Below are 23,938 nucleotides of genomic sequence, written 5' to 3'. Positions count from 1 at the left end.
GGCGGCTCAGAGCAGTCGTTCCAGGAACTCCCTGGCCCGGGGTGTGCGGGGGCGCTCCAGCACCTCGGTGGGCGGCCCGGCCTCGACAACCCGTCCGGCGTCCATGAAGACGACCTGATCGGCGACCTCCCTGGCGAAACCGATCTCGTGGGTGACGACCAGCATCGTCATGCCGGAGGCGGCGAGATCCCTGATGACCGTGAGGACCTCGCCGACCAGCTCGGGATCGAGGGCACTGGTGGGTTCGTCCAGGAGCATCAGGGACGGCTGCATCGCCAGCGCCCTGGCGATCGCCACCCGCTGCTGCTGACCACCGGACAGCTGCCGCGGGTAGTGCTCGGCGCGGTCGGACAGGCCGACCTGCTCGAGCAGTGCGACCGCCTCCCGACGCACGGCCGCGGGTTCCTGCCGTCGTACCTTGACCGGTGCGTAGCAGACGTTCTCCAGCGCGGTCATGTGCGGAAAGAGGTTGAAGGACTGGAAGACCATGGCGGTGGCCGTGCGCTGCTGCCGCTTGCGGCGTTCGCCGAGCGCCCGCAGCCGTCCCGGGCCGGCCGGTTCGTAGCCCATCAGCTCGCCGTCCACCTCGATCCGGCCGCCCTCGATCGTCTCGAGCTGGTTCACGCAGCGCAGCAGCGTGCTCTTGCCCGATCCGGACGGTCCGATCAGCACGGTCACCGACCCGTGCGGGACCACCAGGTCGATCCCGTCCAGTACCAGGATCGAGCCGAACCGCTTGCGCAGCCCGGAGATCCGGACCGCCGGCGTGGTGACGGGAGCGCCGCCGGGCACGGCGCGTGGAACAGTCGAGGTCATGCCCCTGTCCTCCTGGTCGAGTGGCCCTGCAGGGCGGCGATCAGCCGGCGCCAGGGCGTCGGTGGCAGCACCCGGACGGCCCCGCGGGCGTAGTGGCGCTCGACGAAGTACTGCCCCACGGATAGCAGCGAGGTGACCGCGACGTACCAGATCGTGGCCACCACCAACAGCGGGACCACCTGGAACGTCTTGTTGTAGACGAACTGTGCCGCGTACAGCAGGTCGGACACCGCGATGATGCTGACGATCGAGGTGCCCTTCAGCGTGCCGATCAGCATGTTCCCGGCGGCCGGGACGATGGTGCGCATCGCCTGCGGGAGGACGATCTGCAGCAGGATGCGCCACTGCGGGACGCCGAGGGCCACAGACGCCTCGGTCTGCCCCTGGTCGACGCCGAGGATGCCGCCGCGGATGATCTCCGAGGCGTAGGCGGCCTCGTGCGCCGTCAGCGCCAGGATCGCGGCGGTGGTGGCGCTGATGATCTCGTTGGCGTCACCGCGGAAGAAGGTCGGTCCCCACGGGATGCCGAAGCTGATCTGCGGGTAGAGGTAGCCGATGTTGAACCAGAACAGGATCTGCACCAGCATGGGGACCGACCGGAAGATCCAGACGTAGGTCCAGCTGATCGAACGCAGCACCGGGTTCTTCGACAGCCGCATCGCGGCCAGGCCGATCCCGAAGAGGAATCCGAGCAGCATCACCACGACGGTGAGCCAGAGGGTGTTGAGCAGGCCGTGCAGGATGCCCTCGGAGAACAGGTACTTCCCGATGACAGCCCATTCCAGCCCCTCCTTGGTCAGCAGGGAGGAGGCGACGAAGTACACCAGCACGAGGGCGACCGCCCCGGCGATCCACCGGCCGGGGGAGCGGCGGGGCAGCAGGATCTCGGCGGCGAACCGGCCATCGGGATCGGGAGCCGTGGTGGTGGAATGGATCTCGTCGACGGTCATGTCTCCTCCGCACGGGTCGTCGAATTCGGGTCGTGGCCGGGCCGCCGCACGACCAGGCACAGCACGCGGGCCGTGCAGATCCTCTTGCCCGCCTCGTCGGTGACCACGACCTGGTAGGAGGCGGCCGTGCGCCCGCGGTGGATCACCGTGGCGACGGCGGTGACGTGCCCGGAGGTGGCGGACCGGTGGTGTGTGGCGTTGAGCTCGACACCGACGGCCTTGGCGCCCATCTCGGCGGCGTGCAGCGCCGCGGCGCGGGAGCTGACGCTCTCGGCGAGCATGCAGGAGGCGCCACCGGCCAAAAGGCCGTCCGGCTGTTGGTTGCCGGCGACCGGCATCCGGGCCACCACCCGCTCCGGGCCGGCCTCGAGCACCTCGATGCCCAGGCGGTCGGCCAGCAGGCCGGTGGGGAGTGTCGCAGTCATCGTTGCCTTTCCGCGGGGCCCTCGGCCACCGGTGGGTTGATCGGGCACGCAGCAGCCGGTTGCGGGTCCGTCGACCGGCCCGACCCGGCCAGGCCCGCCAGACCGGCTGCGAAGCGGTCGATGTCGTGGGTGTCGGTCCAGAAGCCGGCGCTGATCCGGATCGCGTCGTTCTCCGGGATGACCCGGGTCCCGATCCGTGCCGCGCCGAGGGCCGCGACCACCTCGGACGAGGCCGTGCCCTCGACGACGAAGGAGGTCAGCGTGGTGGCGGAGGCGGGGGACAGGATCCGGACGCCGGGGGTGCTCTCCAGCACAGCGCGCAGCTCCGCGTTCCGGCGGGCCGCCAGCGCGACCAGTTCCGGCTCGCTGTCGATGCCGTCGCGGAACTCCAGGGCGGCGATCAAGGCGGCTACCGCGGCGCCGGGCACCGGCGCGGGATCCAGGCCGCTGACGGCGGTCCGGGAGACAAGCGCCCCGGTGCCCTCGATCGACAACAGCCATTTCTGGCCGGGGAAGGCGTAGAAGTCGGCGCCGGTGGCGGGGACGTCGACCTGGATCGCGCCGACGGCCTGGGCGCCGTCGACCACGGATACGGCGCCGACTCCTGCGGCAGCGGCGCAGATCCCGGCGACCGGCAGCGGTCGTCCGTCGGCGAACAGCACGTGCGAGACCAGGACGGCGGCGGTCCGCGGTCCGAGAGCCTCCCGCACGGCCGCCAGGACCTGCTCGTCGGAACCGGTGGTCGGGAAGCTCCGCAGCACGATGCCGTGCCGTTCGCAGAGCCCGCGCAGCGCGGCGGTGACGGCCGGGTGTTCGGCATCGGAGACCAGCAACTCGGCACCCGACGTCCAGCCGACCGTGCGCAGCGCGATCATCACGCCCTCGGTGGTGCCCGAGGTGAGGGTGACCGCCGCCGGCTCGACCCCGACCAGGGCGGCGCACAGCTCACGGGCCCGCGTCCGGTTGCGGGCGATGCCCTGGAACCGGCGCCCGGAGCTGCGGCCCCGCTCCAGATCGGTGCGCAGGGCCGAGGTCGCGGCCTCGATCACGGTGGTCGGCAACGGCCCGACGGTGCCGGTGTTCAGGTAGACCAGGTCGGCCAGACATGGGAACTGCGAGCGGATCCCGGAAGCGGTGTGCAGTGTCATCGTCATGACCGGCTCCCGGTGAGGACTGCCAGCGCCGCCCGCTCCGCGTCCGGATCGGCGGACTCCGCGCTGACCCGGGCCCCGCGGTCGAAGGCACCGGCCAGGTCGGGGACCGCACCGGTGCGCAGTTCCCGCAACCAGGACAGGGTGGCGGCGACGGCCGCCGGGCTGCGCCCGCCGATCGCCGCGGCGGCCTCCACCGCGGCCTCGAGGAGGAACTCCGGCTGCACGATGCGCGAGACAAGTCCCACGGACACTGCTTCCGTCGCGGGGAGCCAGCGGCCGGTGAGCACAAGATCGGCGGCCAGTCCAGGGCCGATCCGGCGGTGCAGCAGGTAGCTGCCGATGATGCACGGGCGGCCCGCCGCCAGCTCGGGCATGCCGAACCGCGCGGCAGGAGCCGCCAGGAGCAGGTCGCAGTGCAGCGCGAGCTGGAACGAGGCGCCGGCCGCGACACCGTTGACGGCGGCGATCGTGGGCTTCGGGAAGTCCGCGATCATCCGCTGCACGCCGCTGTAGAGCTCGTGCTGACGGGCGAGCTGGTCGCTGTCCAGCGTCGCGGCCTCACGGATGTCCAGACCGGCACCGAACGCGCGCGGGCCGGCGCCGGTGAGCACGACGGCGCGCACCGCGTCGTCCACGGCCAGTGCGCCGAGCGTGTCGTGCAGACCCTGGGCCAGATCGAGCGAGACGGCGTTCATCCGCTCCGGCCGGGACATCGTCACCACGCCGACCCCGTCCCGGATCTCCAGCAGCACCGGGGCGCTCATGCGGACACCGCCTGCGGGACGGCCGCGGTGCCGAGGCCGGGGACGTGCCGTTCGATGGCGGTGTCGTCGAAGGAGGAGAAGCGCACCGGGGTGCGGACGATCCGGATCGGGGTGCCGTCGACATCGGTGGCGTCCAGCACGGAGCCGTTCGCCGCCACCTGGGCCGACCCCAGCACCTCCCGGTAGTCGCGGATCTTGCCGACCGTGAGCCCGGCCCCGCCCAGCACCTCCACCCAGTGGTCGGCCGGCGCGGTGGCCAGCTCCGCCTCGATGAGCGCGGTGATCTCCGCCCGGTGCTGCACCCGGATCTCGGTGGTCACGAAACGCGGGTCCTCGATCCACTCCGGGTGGCCGAGCAGCCGGCACAGCGTGCGCCAGTGGCCCGGCAGATGGGCCGACAGCACCAGGGTGCCCTCGCCGGTGGTGAAGGCGTCGGCGGGTGCGGCGTAGGGGGCCTTGTTGCCGACCCGGGACGCGATCCTGCCGGAACTGAGGTACTCGGCCACCGGCTGCGCCTGCAGGTGCAGGCCGGCGTCCAGCATCGACACCGCGACATCACCGGCGACGTCCTGCCTCTCGCGCTGCAGCAGCGCCCCGAGGATGCCGAGGGCCAAGGCGTATCCGCTCACCGCGTCGATGATCGGCAACCCCACCTTGACCGGGCCGCGCCCCTCCTCACCCGTCACCGACATCAGGCCTGTCTCGGCCTGCATCACGATGTCGACGCCGCCGCGGGCGGCATCCGGCCCGGTGTCGCCGAAGGCGGACAGCGAGCCGTAGACCAGCCGGGGGTTGGTCTCCCGGAGCGCCTCCGGGCCCAGGCCCAGCCGCTCCATGACCCCGGGCCGGAACGCCTGCATCACGACATCCGCGTCCCGACACAGGTTCCGGACGGTCTCCAGGTCCGTCGGATCCTTCAGGTCCAGCACCAGCGAGGACTTCATGACGTTGTAGGCCGTGAAGGACGGTGCCGTCCGGGACCCGCCGCCGTCGACGGAGCGGGCCTGCCGCATCGCGTCGCCCTCGGCCGACTCGACCTTGATCACCTCGGCCCCCATGCCGGCCAGCAGGTCCGTGGCGCACGGACCGGCGATCAGCCGGGTGAAGTCGATGATCCTGATACCGGACAACGGGCCGGCGCTGCTGGACTGCATGATGCTCCTCGCTGGTGCTGGTGGATCCGTGATACGGGGCGGGTCAGCTCGCGGCCGTGGCCAGGTTGACGCCGGGAGTGATGGCCCCACCGCTCAGGCCCCAGCGCTGCAGAACCTCGTCGTAGTAGCCCATCTCGACCAACTTCTGCATGCCGGCCAGCATCGCGTCGCGGAGCTGGTCCTGACCCTTCATGAAGGTGAAGCCGAAGTAGAGCGATCCGAGCTCGGGGATGACCACGCTGTCCACCGGCTGGCCCTGGGCCTTGGACCAGAGGGTGCTGAAGGTGTTGTCACCGAACACGTCGATGCGGTCGGAGGCCAGCGCCAGCTGCATGCTGGCGACGTCGTCGAACTCCGACACCGCGGGATCCTCGGTGCCGGCCGCGGCGCAGGCCGGCTGGATCTTCTCCAGGATCGAGGCCGATCCCTTGACCTGGCCGAGCCGCTTGCCGCAGAGGTCGGCGAGGGTGGTGACGCCGAGCGGGTTGCCCTCGGCCACCGCGACGTTGAAGTCGACCCGGATGTAGTCGACGAAGTCCATCGTCTCCTGCCGCTCGGCGGTGTCGCCGTTGGTGGACAGCGTCATCTGCACGCGGCCGGACTGTAGCGCGGTCAGCTGGGAGGCGGTGCTCGGGTAGATCTCGCCGGTGAACTCGACGCCGAAGAGGCCCTGCAGGCCGGCCTGCAGGTCGGGAAGTGCTCCCTTGACATCGGTCTCGGTCGCGCCCGGGAAGTTGACCGGGGCGATGCCCACCGACAGCGCGACGTCGACCTTGCCCGCCTCCAGCACGTCGGCGGGCAGTGCGGAACGCAGGGCATCGTCCACCGGGAAGCCGGGGGAGAGCTGGGCCTGTTCCGCCAGCCCCGACAGGTCGACCGGGGCAGCGGACCCGCTCGAGGACACCGACGACGCAGATGGCGCCGACGACGCAGAGGACGCAGAGGACGCAGAGGACGCCGACTGGGCCGTGGACGCCGAGTCCGCGGTGGAAGCGGACGTGGTGGTCGCCGCGGTGTCGCTGCCCGACCCGCAGGCCGAGACCAGCAGGGCGACCGCGGTCAAGGCGGCGATGGGCAGGGCAATCGGCCCTGCGGCGGACCGTGAGCGACGGGCGAGGGTACGACGGAACACAACGACTCCATTCGGCGAGGGACAGCGGACGGCGGTGCCGGCAGTGCAGGTGCGGATCGCGAGCGCATCGACGCTGAACGGACTCGGGGGCGGCGTGAGGGGCCGCCGGTCCTGCTCGGATGACAGGAAAGGTAGCGATCGTCGGTAGATGTGTCTAGTGTTGTCCATGTCACGTGCGGGTCCGGTTCACCGGTCGGTTACCGTCCCCTCGCGGACAGCGACTGTTGTTGCCCTGCATGTGTTGCCAGAATGTGAACGACGTGTTGCGTGCCGGCCGCCCGCCATGACCGATGGCCCGGCGGCCGCACCGGACCGGAAAAGGGGATGCGGCAGTGACAACCGGCGACACCCGTGCCGTCGAGGCGAGCGAGGATCTGCTCCGGCCGTTCGAACACCCTGCGACGCTGCTGATGTCGGTGCTCGGCGAGTACTGGTGGGAGCGCCCGGAACCGCTGCCGTCCGCGTCGCTGGTCGAGTTGCTGCGGCTGTTCGGTGTGCCGGAGGCTGCCGCGCGCGCCACCCTGAGCCGGATGGCCCGGCGCGGCCTGCTCGATGTCGAGCGCCGTGGCCGGCGCACCTTCTACGCGCTGAGCGCACGCGCCGCGCAGGTGCTCCGGGATGGCGCAGTGCGCATCTTCGGCTTCGGGGCCGAGGACCTCGGCTGGGACGGGCGCTGGAGTCTCGTCGCGTTCTCCGTTCCCGAGGAGAACCGCCGGTTGCGTGATGTGTTGCGGGACCGGTTGCGGTGGCTGGGATTCGCCTCGCTGTACGACGGGGTGTGGGTCACCCCGCACGACCGGGTCGAAGCCGCGCTGAGGACCCTGGCCGAGCTCGGCGTGCCGACCGTCTCGGCGTTCCGCGCGGTCCACCGCACCCTGGCCGACAGTGCGGCCGGCGGTCCCGAGCGGGCGTGGGACCTGCAGTCGCTGCGCGCGGAGTACGACTGGTTCATCGTGCGCGCCCGCTCGATCCTGCAACGCGCCCGCAGCGGCGTGATGGAGCCGGGGGATGCACTGGTGTCCCGCACCTTCCTCACCCAGCTCTGGTCCGGGTTCTCCACCCGCGACCCGCAGCTGCCGGTCGAGCTGCTGCCCGACGACTGGCCACGCAAGGACGCCCGCGAGCTGTTCGCGCTCGGGTACGAGGAGCTCGGGCCCCGGGCCGCGGCCGAGTTCGCCCGCATCGTCGAGGATCTCGCCCCGGAGTTGGCCGGGTTGGTCGGGTTCCAGACGACCGCCGAGAGCGTCCTCGGCATCTACGGCGGGAAGCCGGGTGCGGCCGAAGCCGTGTCACCGTTCGCGGGCTGACAACGACACCCGGCGACGCTGGTTGACGCCGGACCCGACCGCCCGGCCGCGATCCGGCGTCGCCTGCCTCAGCGCTTCGCGTACTTCAGCAGCATCTTGGCGTAGAAGTCGTTGAACATCAGGTGGGTGTCGATCGAGGTGTAGACGCGGATCGGCCGGCCGGCCGGGTTGTCGGTGTAGGTCAGGTCGGCATTGAGTGTCGGCGCGGGACGGACGACGAACTTCCCGTTGCTGCCGGCGTTGTCGTACACCTGGTTCTGGGCACTGAGCAGCACGAGGGGGTTGTCGCCCATGCAGTAGGAGTCGCCCTTCAGCCGGAAGAGCCCGATCCGCGCGGTGATCTCGTTGAACAGGTAGCCGCCCGCCTTCCCGCAGGGCAGCATGGCGAGCTGGAATTCGCTCATCCCCACGAGCGCCTGCGAGTAGACGTCGATCGGCACCTGCCAGATGTGGACCGTGGAGTTGTTGAACACCGACTGCGCGGCGATCGGGTCGTCGCTCGAATTTGTCTCGCCGGCGCCGCCGGCGGGGTAGGCGGCGCCGCCGATCCAGATCAGGGTGAACTTCCCGGCGATCGACGGGTCGAGCTGCAGGGCACTCGCCACATCGGTGAGCGCCCCGCCGACGGTGACGTACAGGGGGAGTGTGGTGTCGGTCCGGTTGGCCTCGGCGATGATGGCGCGGGCGCCGGCCGAGTCCTTCGGCGCATCGACAGCTGTCATCGCATCCATGGAACCGGCGTAGGTCTTGATGCCTTTGATTCCCATGACCTTGAGCAGTTCGTCGGTCTTCGCCTTGGCCTGGTCCGCGGATGTCGGATTCGGCGCGAAGCGGTACACCTTGCGGCTGGCGACGATCCCGACCACCTGTCCGCCGCTACTCAGCACGGCATGGGCCGTCGAGACGAGACCGTCCGGGTCGCCGCCGTTGTCGTTCACCACCAGGACCCGGGCCACCGGTCCGTTGGGGTTCTTCCAGGCGCTGGTGGGCACCAGGGGGCCGGCTGCCGCGGGTGTCGGCGCGGCGGCGCCCGCCGCCGTGGCGGACAGTGTGCCACCCGCGATGACACCGGATGCCACTCCGGCAACCTGCAGGAAAGTACGACGATCAACCATCTTTCACTCCGTCGGGTCGTGGTGGGGGTATGGGAAGGACTGCGTCTCAGTGCTTTCCGTACCGGAAGAGCATCTTGGCGAAGAAGTCGTTGAACATCAGACGGGTGTCGATCGTGCGGTACACCCGGATCGGCCGGCCGTCGGGGTTCTCGGTGTACGAGCCGGTCGCGCCCAGCACCGGGGCGGGCACGGTGTCGAACAGGCTGGTGCCGGTGCCGCTGGCCCCGGTGCTGTCGTAGGCCTGGTTGAGCGCGGAGAGCAGGACCAGGGGACTGTCGCCCAGCACGTAGGTCTCGCCCAGGTTGATGTAGCGCGAGTAGGCGACGATGGTGTTGGTGTACAGCTCGTTCCAGAGGTACTGCCCGACCTTGCCGCAGCCGAGCATGGCCGCCTGCAGTTCGGTGTCGGACACCACGGCCTGCCGGTAGGCGTCCTGGTTCACCTGCCAGATCGGGATGCTGGTGTCGTTGAAGACCACCTGCGCAGCGATCGGGTCCTGGTCGAGGTTGTACTCGGGTCCGCCGTCGGGGTACGAGCCGCCACCGATCCAGATGACGGTGAACGTCCCGGCGATGGTCGGGTCCAGCAGGTAGGCGCTGGCCACCTCGGTGAGGTTGCCGCCGACGGTGACGTACAGCGGCAGGGTGGTGTCGGTCCGCTTCGCCTCTGCGATGATCGCCCGTGCGCCCGGTGTGTCGATCGGGATGGTGCGGCTCGTCATCTTCGTGTTCGACCCGACGTGCACCGGGATCTTCGGGAAGCCCATCACCTTGAGCAGTTCCTTCGCCTTGGTGGCGGAGAGATCAGCCGGCGAGGGGATCCTGCCGTTGCTGTGCAGGGTCGCGACGATGCCGCGGACCTCGGTCGACGAGCAGAGCAGCGCGTGGGCGGTGGAGAACAGTCCGTCCGGGTCACCACCGGTGTCGTTGACGATCAGCACCCGGCTGCGCGGGCCGGCCGGGTCGCGGTAGACGCTCGGACCCGCGGCCGCCACCGCCTGCGGCACGGGAGCCGCACCGGCGGTCCCGGTGGCGGTCGCGGAGAGCGCCACACCCGCCGCGGCCACGCCGGCACCCTGGAAGAGCGTGCGTCGATCCACCATCAGTTCTCCTTTGAATAGACAGTCAGTGCCGAATGGATCGGCACCATGTGAACTGTGCGGTGACGAGCGGCTGGCTGTCAATGGTTGAATACCGATGCGGCGATCCACTATGGCCCGAGAAGTACAGCGCCGCAGTTGATGTCGATCAAGAAGTGGGGTTCGCGAGGCGCGCGGACGACCGGTGCGCCGGACGGGCGGACTGTGTCCGGCGCACCGTCAGATCGTGTGTGCACCGTACTGGTCCGGTGAAGCGCGGTCAATAAGGAACGGATAGTTCCCTACGAGGTCCGCCGCCGATCGACCGCAGGGGTCGGAACCAACAGTGGCAGCCAGACCGTGTCGACGAACTCACCGATGGTCCGCCGGTCCGGCACAGCTCCGTGCACGAGGAAATGGTGCACCACCAGGTTGGACCCGACATTGACCGCATGTACCGGGATCTCGCGCCCGTCGAACTCGCCGGTCCGCTGCGCGGCAGCGAGGATGGCGTCGACCGCGGCGATCCGGTCGTCGACCACGAAGGGCCCGGACAGCGCCGCAGGATCGACATCCGTGACGAACCCACGCACCACCTGGCCGAAGGGACCGGTCAGGAACGTCGCGACGCCGAGCAGGAACTGGAAGAGGTCGTACCGGAGCCGACCGGTCAGTTCGGGGCGGTTCACATCGCCGCGTGCTGCCATCCTCGCCGCCGCGGCCTGCACCAGCGACTGCTTGTCCGGCCAGCGCCGGTACAGTGATGCCTTCCCCGTTCCTGCGGTCGCTGCGACGCGCGTCATGCTGAACCCGTTCCAGCCCTGCTCGTTCAGCTCGGTCAGCGCCGCTTCCAGGATCGCGTCCTCCAGCACCGTCCCCCTGCGGCGGCGCGCGACGTCGGGATCAGCGGGTTCCATCCGACCAGCATGGCAGCTCGGTCGTTTCCGTCATGACGACCGCCACGGTGGTGCGACGGGCGTCGGACGGGGCGCTATAACTCCTGAAGGAGAGAACCCGCCGGCGTCAGAAGAACTGATGGTCGCGGCCGGCCGACGGAAGGGGCCCTGGTGCACCGGCAGGAAACACCCCGACACAGCTCCCACTGGGGTGCGTTCGTGCCGGAGGTGGCCGACGGCAGGGTGATCCGGGCCCGGCCGGTGCCCGAGGACCCGGACCCCTCGGCTCTGCTGGAGTCGGTGCCGTCGGCGGTGCACGCGGCGAACCGGGTGCTGCGGCCGGCAGTGCGCCGGGGGTGGCTGTCCGGCCGCGAGGGCGGGGACCCGGGTCGGCGCGGGAAGGACGGCTACGTCGAGGTCGACTGGGACACCGCGCTGGACCTGGTGGCGGGGGAGCTGCTGCGGGTGCGGGCCGAGCACGGCCACGACGCGGTGTTCGGCGGCTCCTACGGGTGGTCGAGCGCCGGCCGGTTCCACCACGCCAAGACCCAGCTGTCGCACTTCCTGGCCACCACGGGCGGCTACGTGGGCCAGATCTCGAACTACAGCTTCGGCGCCGCGGACGCCGTGCTGCCGCACGTCGTCGGCGACTCCGCCGCCGTGCTCGGTGGGGTGCCGACCTGGCAGGACATCCGGGAAGGCGCGGACACGCTGCTGATGTTCGGCGGTGCCCCGGCGAAGAACGTCCAGGTGGAGCCCGGTGGGGTGGCCGCCCACCGGTCCCGGCTCGGCCTGCTCGACGCGCTGGACCACGGGGTGCGGGCGGTCAACGTCAACCCGGTCGCCTACGACGCCCCGCCGCACCGGAACCTGTCCTGGCTGCCGATCCGACCGGGCACCGACACGGCGCTGATCCTGGCGCTCACCCGGGAGGTGGTCCGCGCCGGGCGTCACGACCGGGACTTCCTGGACCGGTGCACCGTCGGCGCCGACCGCTACCTCGCCTACCTGGACGGCAGCGCCGACGGCGTCGAGAAGTCGGCCGGCTGGGCGAGCGGCATCACCGGGATCCCGGAGCGGGACATCCTGGCTCTGGCAGCCACCCTCGCCGGCGGCCGGACCATGGTCACCGCCACCTGGTCGCTGCAAAGAGCGGACCACGGCGAGCAGCCGTACTGGGCGGTGATCGCCCTGGCTGCCGTGCTCGGCGGGATCGGTCTCCGGGGAACGGGTTTCGGCTTCGGGTACGGGTCCATCGCCGGGACGGGCAACTACCGGCGGCGTTTCGGCGTGCCGGCGTTCACCGCCACCCGGAACCCGCTGCGCCGGTCCATCCCGGTGGCGCGGATGGCCGACATGCTGCTGCACCCCGGCCGAGAGTACGAGTTCAACGGTGCGCGGTACTCCTACCCGGACATCCGGCTCGTGTACTGGGCCGGTGGCAACCCGTTCCACCACCACCAGGACCTGAACCGGCTGGTCCGGGCCTGGCAGCGGCCCGAGACGATCATCGTGCACGAGCCGTGGTGGACGCCGACCGCGCGGCACGCCGACATCGTGCTGCCGGCCACCACCACGCTGGAACGGGACGACATCGCCGCCGGGTCGAAGGACTCCTTCATCACCGCGATGCGCCGGGTCGTGCCGCCGGTCGGCGAGGCGCGCAACGACCACGCCATCTTCCGCGGGCTGGCCGAGAGACTCGGTGTGCTCGACGATCTCACCGGTGGTCGTTCCGAACGCGAACTGCTGGCGGACATGTACGAGCAGGCCCGGGCGGACGCGGCGGTGCATGCCGTCGACCTCCCTGGGTTCGAGGACTTCTGGCGGCTGGGAAGCATCGAGATCGACGTGCCCGACTCCCAGGTCCCGTTCGCCGACTTCCGCGCCGATCCCGCGGCGCACCCGCTGGCCACGCCGAGCGGGCGGATCGAACTGTTCTCCGAGCGGGTCGCCGGGTTCGGGTACCCCGAGTGCCCCGGCCATCCGGTCTGGCTGGCGCCCTACGAATGGCTCGGGGACCCCGACCCACAACACCCCCTGCACCTGCTCTCCCCGCAGCCCGCCACCCGGCTGCACAGCCAGCTCGACATGGCCGCGGTCAGCCTGGGCAGCAAGATCCGCGGGTACGAACCGTGCGTGCTGCACGCCGCCGACGCCGCCGACCGGGGAATCGCCGACGGCGACCTGATCCGGATCTTCAACGTCCGCGGGTCGGTGCTCGCCGGGGCGGAGCTGCGGGACGACCTCGTCCGCGGTGTCGCCCTGCTGGCCACCGGCGCATGGTTCACCCCGGAGTTCCGTGGCGACGAGATCTGGGACGTGCACGGCAATCCCAACGCGCTGTCCCGGGATGTCGGATCCTCCCGGATGGGCCAGGCCGTGACCGCGCAGACGGTCCTGGTGCAGATCGAACGCTACGACGGGCCCGACCGGACCGCCGACCCGCATGCTGTTCCGGAGCTCCACGCGCGCTAACCCGGCAGTGTTGCGATCGTGTGACAGGGCCGGTGTGGGTTACCCGACACCGTGGATCGCGCGGTGGAGCTTTACCCCTCAACTACAGCAACTCTAATATTCGGCGACCGTTAACTTAAGCAAAACTCCCAAGGAGTGTCATGAGCGCCGACGAGCCCCACCGCGTTCCCGCCCGCGTCAGCCGACGCCAGGCACTCCGGTTCGGCGCCCTCGGGGTGGCCGGGCTGGGCCTGGCCCCGTGGCTGGTCGCCTGCGGCACCGACGACTCCGGGTCCGCCGCCACCACCGGCGGGACCGCCGGCAGCGGCACGGCCCCGACCGGCGGCAACATGGTGGTGGCGCTGAACGGCATGTCCGACACCGCCGGCTTCAACCAGTCCCTCGCCTACGACGGCGGGTCGCAGTTCCCGTCCACGCTGATCTTCAGCCGGCTCACCGTCATGGACTACGGCCCCGAGTTCGCCATCCACCCGCAGCTGGCCACCTCCTGGGAGGTGTCGCCGGATGCGAAGGAGTACACCTTCACCCTCGATCCGAAGGCCATGTGGCACGACGGGAAGCCGGTCACCTCCGAGGACGTCAAGGTCACCTACGAGGGCATCATCGCCAACTCCGGTCCGGCGGCCGGCCTGCTCAAGGTCATCAAGACCATCGAGACGCCGGACGCGCACACCGTGAAGTTCCTGCTGTCGGAGTCGAACGCCGCCCTGCTGTATGCGATCTCGGTCTACCCGCGGACCTCGATCCTGCCGGCGCACCTGTACTCGGGGACGGACTGGAAGACGAATCCGGCCAACATGGCCCCGGTCGGCTCCGGGCCCTACAAGTTCGCCGGCTACACCCCCGGCCAGCAGATCCTGCTGGAGGCCAACCCCGACTACTTCGGCGGCACCCCGTCGCTGTCGAAGGTGGCGTTCCAGTTCGTGCCGACCGAGCAGACCGCGCTCGCCGGCCTGCGCTCCGGCCAGTTCCAGGCGCTGGCGTTCCCGCCCTCGCTGACCCTGGTCGGTGGACTGCAGAAGGAGGCCGGCGTCGCCGTCGAGGCACCGCCCGGGCCGTGGTCCTGCTACCTGGGCTTCAACCAGGCCCGCACCCCGATCGACGACCTGCAGGTCCGCCAGGCGATCACCACCGCGATCGACCGGGCCACCATCACCTCCCGGGTGACCGCGGGCGTCGCCACCGCGGCCACCGGGCCGTTCGTGCCGAGCACCCCGTGGGCCTTCGACGAGAAGGCCGCCTACCCGGCCTTCGACGTGGCCGCGGCGAATGCCCTGCTGGACACCGCCGGCCACGCCAGAGGTGCTGACGGCAACCGGTTCTCGCTGAGTTTCCTGGTCTCGTCCAACGACTTCTACAACGACGTCGCGCAGGTGCTCAAGTCGCAGCTGGCCGAGGTCGGCATCGTGCTGGAGATCAACCTGGTGGACCGGCCGACTTTCATGGCCCAGGCCAAGGAGCTGAACCACGACGTCATCATCGATGCGCTGTGGATCGGCCCGGACCCGAACGAGTGGGCCCAGCAGATCGGCACCGGCGGTGCCTACAACCGCACCGGCTACTCGAACGAGGAGATCGACGCGCTGTTCCTCGAGGGCGTCGCCAGCTCGGACGAGGCGACCCGGGCGGAGTCGTACTTCAAGATCCAGGAGATCGTGGTCGAGGACCTGCCGTACACCAACATCTTCGCCGCGCCCTACTCCTTCGTGCACTCGGCGGGCTGGAAGGGCTTCTTCTCGCAGGACGGCTCGATCAGCTACCGGCTCGACCTCACCAAGGTGACCAAGGCGTGACCGGCACCCTGGTGGCCTCGTTCGACACCCTCGGCCTCGCCTGCGATCCCGGCACGGCGGTGAAGGCCAGGGTGCCCATCGGCACGCTGCACGAGGGCACCCCGGTGACCCTGCCGGTGCACGTGCTGCACGGGGCACACCCGGGACCGGTGGCCTGCCTGACCGCATCGGTGCACGGTGACGAGCGCACCGGCGTGTTCATCCTGGCCGAGGTGCTCGGCGCGATCGACCCGGCCGAGCTGCGCGGCACCATCGTGGCCTTCCCGGTGGTCAACCCGCTCGCCTGGATGTCAGACGCCCGGGTGGCGCCGTTGGACGCCTCCGGGACGAACATGAACCGTGCCTTCCCCGGCCGTCCGGACGGTTCGATCAGCGACCGGCTGGCCGATGCGGTCCAGACCGGCGGCATCGCCCGCGCCGACTACTGCGTCGACTTCCACGACGGCGGCTGCGACTGCCACGCCAGGTTCACCATCGTGCACGACTCGACGGACGCGGACCTGGTGGCGGGCAACCGGTTCCTGGCCGCGGCCTACGGCAACGGGATGCCGGTGGTGCTCACTCCGCCGGTCGCCACCACCGGTATGGGCGGCATGATCACCCGGGCCGCCAACACCCTGGGCACCCCGGCGATCTGCGTCGAGCTCGGTGGCCACGGACCGGTCGACCCGGCCGTCGTCGCCGAGGGGGCCCGCGGCCTGCGTCGGGTGCTGGTCGCCCGCGGCAACCTGCCCGGTGACCCGCCCGAGCCGGAGGTGCTGCAGGAGCTGGGCGACCCGTACTGGCTGCGTGCCGAGGACGGCGGGATCTGGCGCCCGTCCGTCGATGTCGACGCGGTGGTCGAGGCGGGCGACGAGATCGGAACAGTGGCCGACGTCTTCGGTGACGTGCTGGCGGTGGTCCGGGCGGACGTCCGGTGCACCGTCGTCAGCCTGCGGCGCAGCGCGACCCTGATGACGGGGGACTGGATCTGCTACATCGCCCCGACACCGGCCGGGGATCGATGAGCCTGTCGAGGTACATCGCGGGACGGGTGCTCCAGCTCGTCCCGCTGCTGATCGCCGTCGTGGTGATCAGTTTCGCGATCGTGCACCTGGCGCCCGGTGACCCGGCGACGGTGCTGGCCGGCCCGACCGCGACCAACGAGTACATCGAGGAGGTCCGGGTCCGGTACGGGCTGGACCAGTCGACGCTGCAGCAGTTCCTGGACTACGTCGGCCAGCTGGTCCGACTGGACCTCGGGCAGTCCTTCTCCACCAACCAGCCGGTGCTCGAGGTGCTGCTCAGCCGGCTGCCGGCGACCCTGCTGCTGATCGTGGCCAGCGAGTTGCTGGGCCTGGTGCTCGGCATGGTGCTGGGCACCATGGCCGCCCAGCGCTGGGGCTCGCCGGCCGACCGGCTCATCTCCGGTGGCTCCCTCGCCCTGGCGTCGATGCCGGTGTTCTGGCTGGGGATGCTGCTGATCCTGCTGTTCAGCGTGCAGTGGCAGCTGCTGCCGTCCTCCGGCATGTCCGATCCCTTCGTCGAACCCGGCACCTGGGCGGCCTTCGAGGACCTGCTCAAGCACCTGCTGCTGCCGGTGGTGACCCTCACCGCGGCCTGGACACTGCCCACCTACCTGCGGATCACCCGGGCCGGCGTGCTGCAGTCCGCCCGCGAGGACTTCGTCCGCACCGCCCGCGCCAAGGGTGCCTCGGAGACCCGGGTGTACTTCGCCCACGCCCTGCGCACCGCCCGGCTGCCGGTGATCACCCTGGCCGGCCTCAACTTCGGGCTGGCCGTCACCGGCGCCGTGCTCACCGAGACCCTCTTCGGCTGGCCGGGTGTCGGTCAGACACTCAACCAGGCGATCCTGTCCCGCGACTACCCGCTGATGATGGGGATCTTCCTGCTGGCCGGCGTCGGTGTCGCTGTCGCCAACCTGGTCACCGACGTGGTGAACGCCTTCCTGGACCCGAGAGTGAGCATCCGATGAGCGACGACGCCGGTGCGCCGGTGACCCGCCGCCGGTCGACCGCCTGGACCCGGTTCCGCGCCGACCGGGCGGCCGTTGTCGGTGCATCGGTCGTCGTGCTGCTCGTGCTGGTGGCCCTCACCGCGCCCTGGATCGCGCCGTACCCGGCCTTCGCCGGCAGTGATCTCACCCTGGCCTCGCCGTCCGGGTCCCACCTGCTGGGCACCGACCACCTGGGCCGGGACGTGCTGAGCCAGCTGATCTGGGGCAGCCGCGCCTCCATCCTGTTCGGCGTCATGGTCGGCGTGGTCGCCCTGGTGCTCGGCACCGTCCTCGGCGCGGTGGCCGGCTACTTCGGCGGGCTGGTCGACAGCCTCGTGTCCCGGCTGCTGGAGATCGTCTCGGTGTACCCGAGTCTGCTACTGCTGGTGGTGTTCTCGGCGCTGTTCGGACCGGACCTGGTGACCCTGGCGCTGGTCGCCGGCGCCGTGTCCTGGCCGGCCGTGGCCCGCGTGGTGCGGGCGCAGGTGCAGGCGACGCGGAATGAACCGTTCGTCACCGCCTCCCGCGCCGCGGGTGTCGGCGAGTGGGGCACGCTGTTCCGCCACGTGATCCCCAACTGCATGGCCCCGGTGATCGCCCAGGCCACGCTGCTGGTCGGGTTCGCGGTGATCCTCGAGGCGGGCCTGGGCTTCCTCGGCCTCGGCGACCCCGACGTCACCAGCTGGGGCCAGGTCATGCGGGACGGGCAGAACTACCTGAGCTCGGCACCGTGGATCGCCACCTCCGCCGGCGCCGCGATCTTCCTTCTCGTGGTGGCGCTGAACATGTGCGGCGACGGCATCAACGCGGCGATCGGCGGCCGCGGCGACGTCCGCCGCCGCCCCCGCCGCCGGAAGACCGTCGACGTGATCACCGGGGAGGTCCGATGAGCACACCGGAAGCCCCCGCACCCGTACTGACCCTGTCCCACCTGTCCGTCACCTACGGCGTCGGCGCGGAGGCGTTCCGCGCCGTCGACGACGTGTCCCTGACCGTCCCGGCCGGCGGTGCGGTGGGCATCGTCGGCGAGACCGGCTGCGGGAAGTCGACGGTCGCCCACGCCGTGCTCGACCTGCTCGGCCCGGCCGCCGACATCGACGGCGGGATCCTCTTCCGCGGCACCGATCTGGTCGGCGTGGGGGACCGGGGGATGCGGCGCATCCGTGGCGAGAAGATCGCCCTGGTGCCGCAGGCCGCGATCAACGGGCTCAACCCCGTACTGCGGGTGCAGGACCAGATCGCGGAGGTGCTGCGGATCCGCGGCGGGCTGGGCCGGAGCGAGATCCGGACCCGGGTGCGCGAGGTCTTCGACGCGGTCGGCCTGCCGGCCTCCCGGCTGACGGCGTTCCCGCACGAGCTGTCCGGCGGCATGCGGCAGCGGGTCGGCATCGCGATGGCGCTGGTCGGACGGCCGGACCTGGTGGTGGCCGACGAGCCGACCACCGCGCTGGACGTGGTGGTGCAGGCCCAGGTGCTGGACACCATCCGCGACCTGCGCCGCGAGCTCGGCTTCGCGCTGCTGCTCATCTCACACGACCTGGGGGTGATCGCCGACATGTGCGACACCGTCGTGGTGATGCAGAACGGCGGCGTGGTCGAGTCCGGCCCGGTGGCACAGATCTTCGACGAGCCCCGGCGCCGCTACACCATCGCCCTGCGCGACGCCGACCTGCTCTCCAGGCCGCAGGACCGGCCGGAACCCCCGGCGCCGGCGGCCGTCCCGGTGCTGGAGCTGGCCGGGGTGCGCAAGGAGTACCGGACGAAGACCGGTGTGCTGGCCCAATTCGTCGACCGGGAGCAGAACCGGCTGACCGCCCTGCAGGACGCCGACCTGCGCGTCGAGCGCGGCGAGATCGTTGCCGTGGTCGGCGAATCCGGCAGCGGCAAGTCCACCATGGCCTCGATCGCCGCGGGCCTGCTGCCGGCCACCGCCGGCACCGTCCGGATCGACGGCACCCCGATCGGGGACCTGGACCGGACCGCGCTCACCGCCCGGGTGCAGATGGTCTTCCAGGACCCGTTCCGCAGCCTGGACCCCCGGCAGCCGGTGCTGGACGCCGTCGCGGAACCGCTGCGGGCGCACGGCCGGAAGGGCCGGGACGGCAACCGCGCGGCGGTGGTCGAGGCGCTCACCGCCGTCGGGCTCACGCCGCCGGAGACGTACCTGCACCGGTTGCCGCACGAGCTGTCCGGCGGTCAGCGGCAGCGGGTGGTGATCGCCCGGGCGCTGGTGCAGCGACCCGACCTGGTGATCGCCGACGAGCCGGTCTCCATGCTCGACGTGTCCGTCCGCGCCGGCGTGCTCGAGGTGCTACTGCGGCTGCGCGAGGAATGGGGGGTGGCGATCGTGCTGATCACCCACGACCTGCGGGTCGCGGAATACCTGTCGGACCGGGTGGTGGTGATCCGAGGCGGCCGCATCCTGGAGACCGGGCCGACCACGCAGGTGATGGCCGACCCGCAGCACGAATACACCCGGCTGCTGCTGAACTCGGTCCCGGGCGGACACCGGGTGGCCCGATGACCGGCTGGCGGATCGGCGCCGACGTCGGCGGCACCTTCACCGACGTGGTGGCCATCGGACCGGACGGGACGCACGCCGCTGTCAAGGTGCACTCCACCCCCGACGACTACTCACGCGGCATCGCCGAGGGCGTCGCCGCGATCATGGCCCGTTGCGGGATCCCCGCCGACGCGGTCGGTCTGCTCGCGCACGGCACCACGGTGGTGACCAACACGATCCTGGAGCGACGCGGCGGCCCGACCGCGCTGATCACCACCCGCGGGTTCCGGGACGTGCTCGAACTCGGCCGGATGCGGGTGCCCCGGCTCTACGACATGTTGTGGGTCAAGCCGGAACCGTTGGTGGCCCGGCAGTTCCGCTTCGAGGTCGACGAACGGCTGGACCCGACCGGTGCGGTGGTGACGCCCCTGGACGAGGCCGGTGTGGAGGCGATCGCCGGCGAGCTGGACCGGCACGGCATCCGCTCGGTGGCGATCTGCCTCCTGCACTCCTACGCCGACGGCACCCACGAGCGCCGGCTCGCCGAGCTGCTCACCACACGACTGCCCGGCCTGGACATCTCGCTCTCGCACGAGGTGCTGGCCCGCCCGGGGGAGTACGAGCGCACCAGCACCACCGTGGTGAACGCCTATGTGCGCCCGGCCGTCCGGGAGTACTTCGCCGGCGTCGCCGCCCGACTCTCCGGAGCCGGCCTGCGGGTCCCGGTGCACGTCATGCAGTCCGACGGCGGACTCGTCGGCCTGGCCACCGCCGGGGAATTGCCGGTCACGGTCATCGAGTCCGGTCCGGCCGCGGGAGTCGTGGCCGCTCAACGGGTGGCCGGCGATCTCGGGGTCGCACGGGCGCTCAGCTTCGACATGGGCGGCACCACCGCGAAGGCCTGCCTGGTGGAGGACGGGCGGGTGGTGATGGCCGAGGAGTTCGCCGTCGGCGCCGAGCTCAGCGTCGGCAGCCGCGTGTTCTCCGGCGGCGGGTTCGCCGTGCGGGCACCCGCGCTGGACATCGCCGAGGTGGGTGCGGGAGGCGGCAGCCTACTCCGGGTGGACGAGGGCGGCCTGCTCCGGGTCGGCCCGCGCAGTGCCGGTGCCCGGCCCGGACCGGTCGCCTACGGCCGGGGCGGGACCGAACCGACGATCACCGACGCCGGTCTGGTGCTCGGTTACCTGGACGACATCGCTGATGGCACGGTTACTCTCGATCGCGCAGCGGCCGAGGACGCGATCCGCGACCGGATCGCCGCCCCGCTGGAGTTGACGGTCGACGAGGCCGCCTCGGGTGCCCGGCGGATCGCCACCACCACGATGGCCCGCACCCTCAAGGCGGTCTCGACCGAGCGCGGCCACGACCCGCGGGACTTCACGCTGATCGCGTTCGGCGGGAACGGCCCCGGTTACGCCTGCGACATCGCCGAGGAACTCGGCATCCGCACCGTCCTGGTGCCGCCGCTGGCCGGGGTGTTCAGCGCGGTCGGCCTGGCCACCGCCCCTGTGCGTCGGGCGTTCCTGCGCTCCACCATCCGGGCACTGGACGACATCGCCGTCGGTGCACTGGATCCGGTGGTCGACGTCCTGCGGGCCGAGGCCGCCGACTGGGTCGCACTCGAGGCGCCGTCGACCGGCGGCGCCACCACCGAGGTCGAGGTGGACCTCCGCTACACCGGGCAGTCGACCGACCTCCCGGTCCGGTTCGCCGCCGGTGTCACCGCTGCGGATCTCGGCGAGTCGTTCCAGGAGTCCTACGAGCGCATCTTCGGGCTGCGGTTCGACCTCCCGCTGGAGATCGCCGCCGTGCGGCTGGTCGCGACCCTGGCGACCGATCTGCCGCAGGCCACCGACGGACCGGCCGGTTCCGCAGCCGGCGAACGACCGCCGGTCGGCAAGCGGTCCGTGCACTTCGGGTCGCGGCACGGCCGGCTGATGACCGAGATCCTCGACGAGGTGGCGGATCTGGGCGACGGGAGATCCGGGCCGTTGATCCTGCGCCGGCCTGACACCACGGTGGTGATCGCTCCCGGCTGGCGGGCCGCGCCGGCCGGTGCCGGTGTGATCAGGATGGAGCGGGAGTCGTGACGACGGACCCGATCACCCTCGAGGTGACCCGGCACGCGCTGGAGAGCATCGCCGAGGACATGGTCTTCACCGTGCTGCGGATCTCGCAGTCCACCGTGGTGAAGCTGAGCATGGACTTCTCCACGGCGGTCTGCGGACCGGACGGCACCCTGCTCGTGCAGGGCCTGTCCAGCGCCCTGCACCTCGGCGCCATGCCGGACATGATGCGTGCCGTGCTGGGCCGCTTCGGCGACGACATCGGCGTCGGCGACGTCTTCGTCACCAACGACCCGTACCAGGGCGGCATGCACATCCCGGACGTGTTCGTGGTGCGGGCGGTGCACGACGAGGCAGGGGTGCTGCTCGGGTTCGCCGTGGTCGTCTGCCACCACGTCGACATGGGCGGGCGGGTGCCGGGCAGCATCGCCGCCGACTCCACCGAGATCCACCAGGAAGGGCTGCGGATCCCGCCGATCCGGTTGGTGCACCGGGGTGTCAAGCAGCAGGTGGTGCTCGACATCCTCTGCGCGAACGTCCGGATGCCGGACCTGGTGATGGCGGACCTGCGGGCGCAGCTGGCCGCCTGCGCCACCGCGGCCCGCGGTCTGACCGAACTGGCCCGGCGGATGGGTACCGGCGAGTTGCTCGACTACTGCACGCATCTCGTCGAGTACGGGGAGCGGCTGGCGCGCGCGGAGATCAGCCGCTGGCCGGACGGCGAGTACCGGTTCGAGGACTGCATCGACAACGACGGGATCGGCGACACGCCGCTGCCGGTGGTGGTCACGCTGACCGTGGCCGGCGACGGGCTGCGGGTCGACCTGGCCGGCACCGCGGACAAGGCGGCCGGCGCCATCAACGCGACGCTGCCGTCGACGAAGGCCGCCGTGTACGCCGCCGTCCGGTACTTCCTGCCGGTCGACGTCCCGAACAACGAGGGCTTCTTCCGGGTGGTGGACATCGACGCGCCGGTGGGGTCGCTGGTCAACGTGTCGATGCCGGCCGCCTGCGCGGCCCGCGGGGTGACCATGTTCCGGGTCTTCGACACCGTGCTCGGCGCCCTCGACCTGGCCTGCCCGGGCACGGTGTTCGCCGGCTCCGACGGCGGGTCCACCGGGGTGTCCTTCGGCGGCACCCGCAGCGACGGCAGCCGGTACGTGTTCGTCGACTTCTTCGCGGGCAGCTGGGGTGCGCGGTCCGGGCTCGACGGCATCGACGGATGCGCCACGCCGGCCGGCAACGCGGTCAACGAGCCGGTCGAGCTGATCGAGGCGGGGGTGCCGGTGCGGATCGAGGAGTACGGCTACGTCCCGGACACCGGCGGCGCCGGGCAGTACCGCGGCGGGCTCGCCGTCCGCCGGTCCTACCGGCTGGTCGACGGCGAGGCGATGGTGCACGTGCGGTCCGACCGTTCGGTGCGGGCACCGTTCGGGCTGCACGGCGGCGCGGACGGCACCGTCAGCGGCACCACGCTGACCCAGGACGGAGAGACCCGCGACATGCCGAGCAAGTTCACCCGCCGACTGGTCGCCGGGGATCTCGTCGTGCACACCCTGCCCGGTGGCGGCGCCGTCGGACTGGCCGCCGACCGGCGGCCGGAGGCCGTCGCCGCGGACGTGATCGCCGGCAAGACCACCCCGGCTGCCGCGGACCGCTGGTACGGCACCGCCTGGCGCCTGGTCCCCACCCCCGCACACCCCACCCGAAAGGCCCTGTCATGACCCTCCCGTTCGCCACCCAGGCCGCGCCCGTGGTCCCGCTGATCACCGCCGAGGAGGCCGAGCCCGCGGCGGCCGAGCTGCTGGAATCCATCCGCGCCAAGCACGGCCGGGTCACCAACATGGTGGCCACACTGCTGCACAGCCTGCCGTCCTACCGGGCGATGGAGTTCTACCCGGTGCGGGACAAGCTCACCGAGGTCGTGGGATCCCGCGCGGTGTACTTCTTCTGCTACGCCATCTCCGTCGAGGACGAGTGCGTGATCTGCTCGCGGTACCACGCCCGCCTGCTCGCCGAGCTCGACCTGTCCTTCGCCGACTTCGAGTTCACCGAGGAGGAGAAGATGCTGATCGCCTACGGCCGCGCCATGGTCAACAACCCGACCACGATCGACCCGGCGATCACCGATGCGCTCCGGGCCCGCTTCTCACCGTCGGAGATCGTGCTGATCACCACGGTCGGCGCGAAGATGATCGCCTCCAACATCTTCAACTCGGCGCTGTCCGTCGCCCTCGACGACTACCTCTTCGACGTCAAGTTCGACGGCGCCCTGCTCGACCGCGCCGTCGCGGGCTGACCGGGACGGGAC

General features: G+C 71.1%; 20 protein-coding genes. 10 read left to right on the top strand and 10 right to left on the bottom strand.

Going from position 1 to position 23,938, the window contains the following annotated elements; all coding sequences use genetic code 11:
- Positions 1–6: 6 nt before the first annotated feature.
- Genes GIS00_RS20335 through GIS00_RS20305 form a run of 7 tightly spaced genes read right to left on the bottom strand, consistent with a single transcriptional unit; the run spans position 7 to position 6,326 of the window.
- Positions 7–816 carry an amino acid ABC transporter ATP-binding protein gene (locus GIS00_RS20335; protein ID WP_154770309.1) on the bottom strand — a complete coding sequence of 270 codons (810 nt, stop codon included), beginning with the start codon at positions 814–816 and terminating at the stop codon, positions 7–9.
- The gene (locus GIS00_RS20330; protein WP_154770308.1) at positions 813–1,766 is read right to left on the bottom strand and encodes an amino acid ABC transporter permease; all 954 of its coding nucleotides are present in this window, start codon (positions 1,764–1,766) and stop codon (positions 813–815) included. The genes GIS00_RS20335 and GIS00_RS20330 overlap by 4 nt, the downstream gene beginning before the upstream one ends.
- On the bottom strand, positions 1,763–2,191 hold the full coding sequence (locus GIS00_RS20325) for a PaaI family thioesterase (RefSeq protein ID WP_154770307.1): 429 nt from the start codon (positions 2,189–2,191) through the stop codon (positions 1,763–1,765). The genes GIS00_RS20330 and GIS00_RS20325 overlap by 4 nt, the downstream gene beginning before the upstream one ends.
- Positions 2,188–3,345, bottom strand: coding sequence for an aminotransferase class V-fold PLP-dependent enzyme (locus GIS00_RS20320; protein ID WP_154770306.1), 1,158 nt, complete (start codon positions 3,343–3,345; stop codon positions 2,188–2,190). The genes GIS00_RS20325 and GIS00_RS20320 overlap by 4 nt, the downstream gene beginning before the upstream one ends.
- The gene (locus GIS00_RS20315; RefSeq protein WP_154770305.1) at positions 3,342–4,109 is read right to left on the bottom strand and encodes an enoyl-CoA hydratase/isomerase family protein; all 768 of its coding nucleotides are present in this window, start codon (positions 4,107–4,109) and stop codon (positions 3,342–3,344) included. The genes GIS00_RS20320 and GIS00_RS20315 overlap by 4 nt, the downstream gene beginning before the upstream one ends.
- On the bottom strand, positions 4,106–5,263 hold the full coding sequence (locus tag GIS00_RS20310) for a CaiB/BaiF CoA transferase family protein (RefSeq protein ID WP_154770304.1): 1,158 nt from the start codon (positions 5,261–5,263) through the stop codon (positions 4,106–4,108). Before GIS00_RS20310 ends, GIS00_RS20315 begins: the two co-directional genes overlap by 4 nt.
- Positions 5,264–5,306: 43 nt before the next feature.
- On the bottom strand, positions 5,307–6,326 hold the full coding sequence (locus tag GIS00_RS20305; RefSeq protein WP_154770303.1) for a transporter substrate-binding domain-containing protein: 1,020 nt from the start codon (positions 6,324–6,326) through the stop codon (positions 5,307–5,309).
- A gap of 401 nt (positions 6,327–6,727) precedes the next feature.
- Here GIS00_RS20305 and GIS00_RS20300 point away from each other — a divergent pair, with 401 nt between their 5' ends.
- A complete protein-coding gene (locus tag GIS00_RS20300; RefSeq protein WP_322098206.1) occupies positions 6,728–7,702 on the top strand; it encodes a PaaX family transcriptional regulator in 975 nt (324 codons plus the stop codon).
- Between the two features lie 68 nt (positions 7,703–7,770).
- Here the strand turns inward: GIS00_RS20300 and GIS00_RS20295 are convergent, their stop codons facing one another.
- From GIS00_RS20295 to GIS00_RS20285, 3 genes are all read right to left on the bottom strand, one after another.
- Entirely contained in the window at positions 7,771–8,817 is a 1,047-nt protein-coding gene (locus tag GIS00_RS20295; protein ID WP_154770301.1) for a nucleoside hydrolase, read from the bottom strand.
- A 46-nt stretch (positions 8,818–8,863) separates the two neighbouring features.
- Positions 8,864–9,919: a nucleoside hydrolase gene (locus GIS00_RS20290; protein WP_154770300.1), complete on the bottom strand. Its 1,056-nt coding sequence runs from the start codon at positions 9,917–9,919 to the stop codon at positions 8,864–8,866.
- A gap of 278 nt (positions 9,920–10,197) precedes the next feature.
- Positions 10,198–10,812 carry a TetR/AcrR family transcriptional regulator gene (locus GIS00_RS20285; protein ID WP_154770299.1) on the bottom strand — a complete coding sequence of 205 codons (615 nt, stop codon included), beginning with the start codon at positions 10,810–10,812 and terminating at the stop codon, positions 10,198–10,200.
- 150 nt (positions 10,813–10,962) lie between these two features.
- On the opposite strand from GIS00_RS20285, the gene GIS00_RS20280 reads away from it, so the two are divergent.
- The 9 genes from GIS00_RS20280 to GIS00_RS20240 all read left to right on the top strand — a co-directional run bounded on the left by GIS00_RS20280 (position 10,963) and on the right by GIS00_RS20240 (position 23,926).
- On the top strand, positions 10,963–13,269 hold the full coding sequence (locus GIS00_RS20280; protein WP_322098205.1) for a molybdopterin-dependent oxidoreductase: 2,307 nt from the start codon (positions 10,963–10,965) through the stop codon (positions 13,267–13,269).
- A gap of 140 nt (positions 13,270–13,409) precedes the next feature.
- Entirely contained in the window at positions 13,410–15,062 is a 1,653-nt protein-coding gene (locus GIS00_RS20275) for an ABC transporter substrate-binding protein (protein ID WP_154770297.1), read from the top strand.
- Positions 15,059–16,069 carry a succinylglutamate desuccinylase/aspartoacylase family protein gene (locus GIS00_RS20270; RefSeq protein ID WP_196073382.1) on the top strand — a complete coding sequence of 337 codons (1,011 nt, stop codon included), beginning with the start codon at positions 15,059–15,061 and terminating at the stop codon, positions 16,067–16,069. The genes GIS00_RS20275 and GIS00_RS20270 overlap by 4 nt, the downstream gene beginning before the upstream one ends.
- Positions 16,066–17,037, top strand: coding sequence for an ABC transporter permease (locus GIS00_RS20265; RefSeq protein WP_230313911.1), 972 nt, complete (start codon positions 16,066–16,068; stop codon positions 17,035–17,037). Before GIS00_RS20270 ends, GIS00_RS20265 begins: the two co-directional genes overlap by 4 nt.
- On the top strand, positions 17,034–17,948 hold the full coding sequence (locus tag GIS00_RS20260; protein WP_154770295.1) for an ABC transporter permease: 915 nt from the start codon (positions 17,034–17,036) through the stop codon (positions 17,946–17,948). The genes GIS00_RS20265 and GIS00_RS20260 overlap by 4 nt, the downstream gene beginning before the upstream one ends.
- The gene (locus tag GIS00_RS20255; RefSeq protein WP_154770294.1) at positions 17,945–19,582 is read left to right on the top strand and encodes a dipeptide ABC transporter ATP-binding protein; all 1,638 of its coding nucleotides are present in this window, start codon (positions 17,945–17,947) and stop codon (positions 19,580–19,582) included. The genes GIS00_RS20260 and GIS00_RS20255 overlap by 4 nt, the downstream gene beginning before the upstream one ends.
- On the top strand, positions 19,579–21,651 hold the full coding sequence (locus tag GIS00_RS20250; RefSeq protein WP_154770293.1) for a hydantoinase/oxoprolinase family protein: 2,073 nt from the start codon (positions 19,579–19,581) through the stop codon (positions 21,649–21,651). Before GIS00_RS20255 ends, GIS00_RS20250 begins: the two co-directional genes overlap by 4 nt.
- Entirely contained in the window at positions 21,648–23,351 is a 1,704-nt protein-coding gene (locus GIS00_RS20245; RefSeq protein ID WP_196073381.1) for a hydantoinase B/oxoprolinase family protein, read from the top strand. Before GIS00_RS20250 ends, GIS00_RS20245 begins: the two co-directional genes overlap by 4 nt.
- Positions 23,348–23,926, top strand: a complete 579-nt coding sequence (locus tag GIS00_RS20240; protein WP_154770291.1) for a carboxymuconolactone decarboxylase family protein — start codon at positions 23,348–23,350, stop codon at positions 23,924–23,926. The genes GIS00_RS20245 and GIS00_RS20240 overlap by 4 nt, the downstream gene beginning before the upstream one ends.
- The last annotated feature ends 12 nt before the right edge of the window (positions 23,927–23,938 follow it).

The organism is Nakamurella alba (assembly GCF_009707545.1).
In the GTDB taxonomy this organism is placed as follows: domain Bacteria; phylum Actinomycetota; class Actinomycetes; order Mycobacteriales; family Nakamurellaceae; genus Nakamurella; species Nakamurella alba.
Note: the sequence above shows the minus strand (reverse complement) of the source record. Positions and strands in the feature narration are given on the sequence as shown.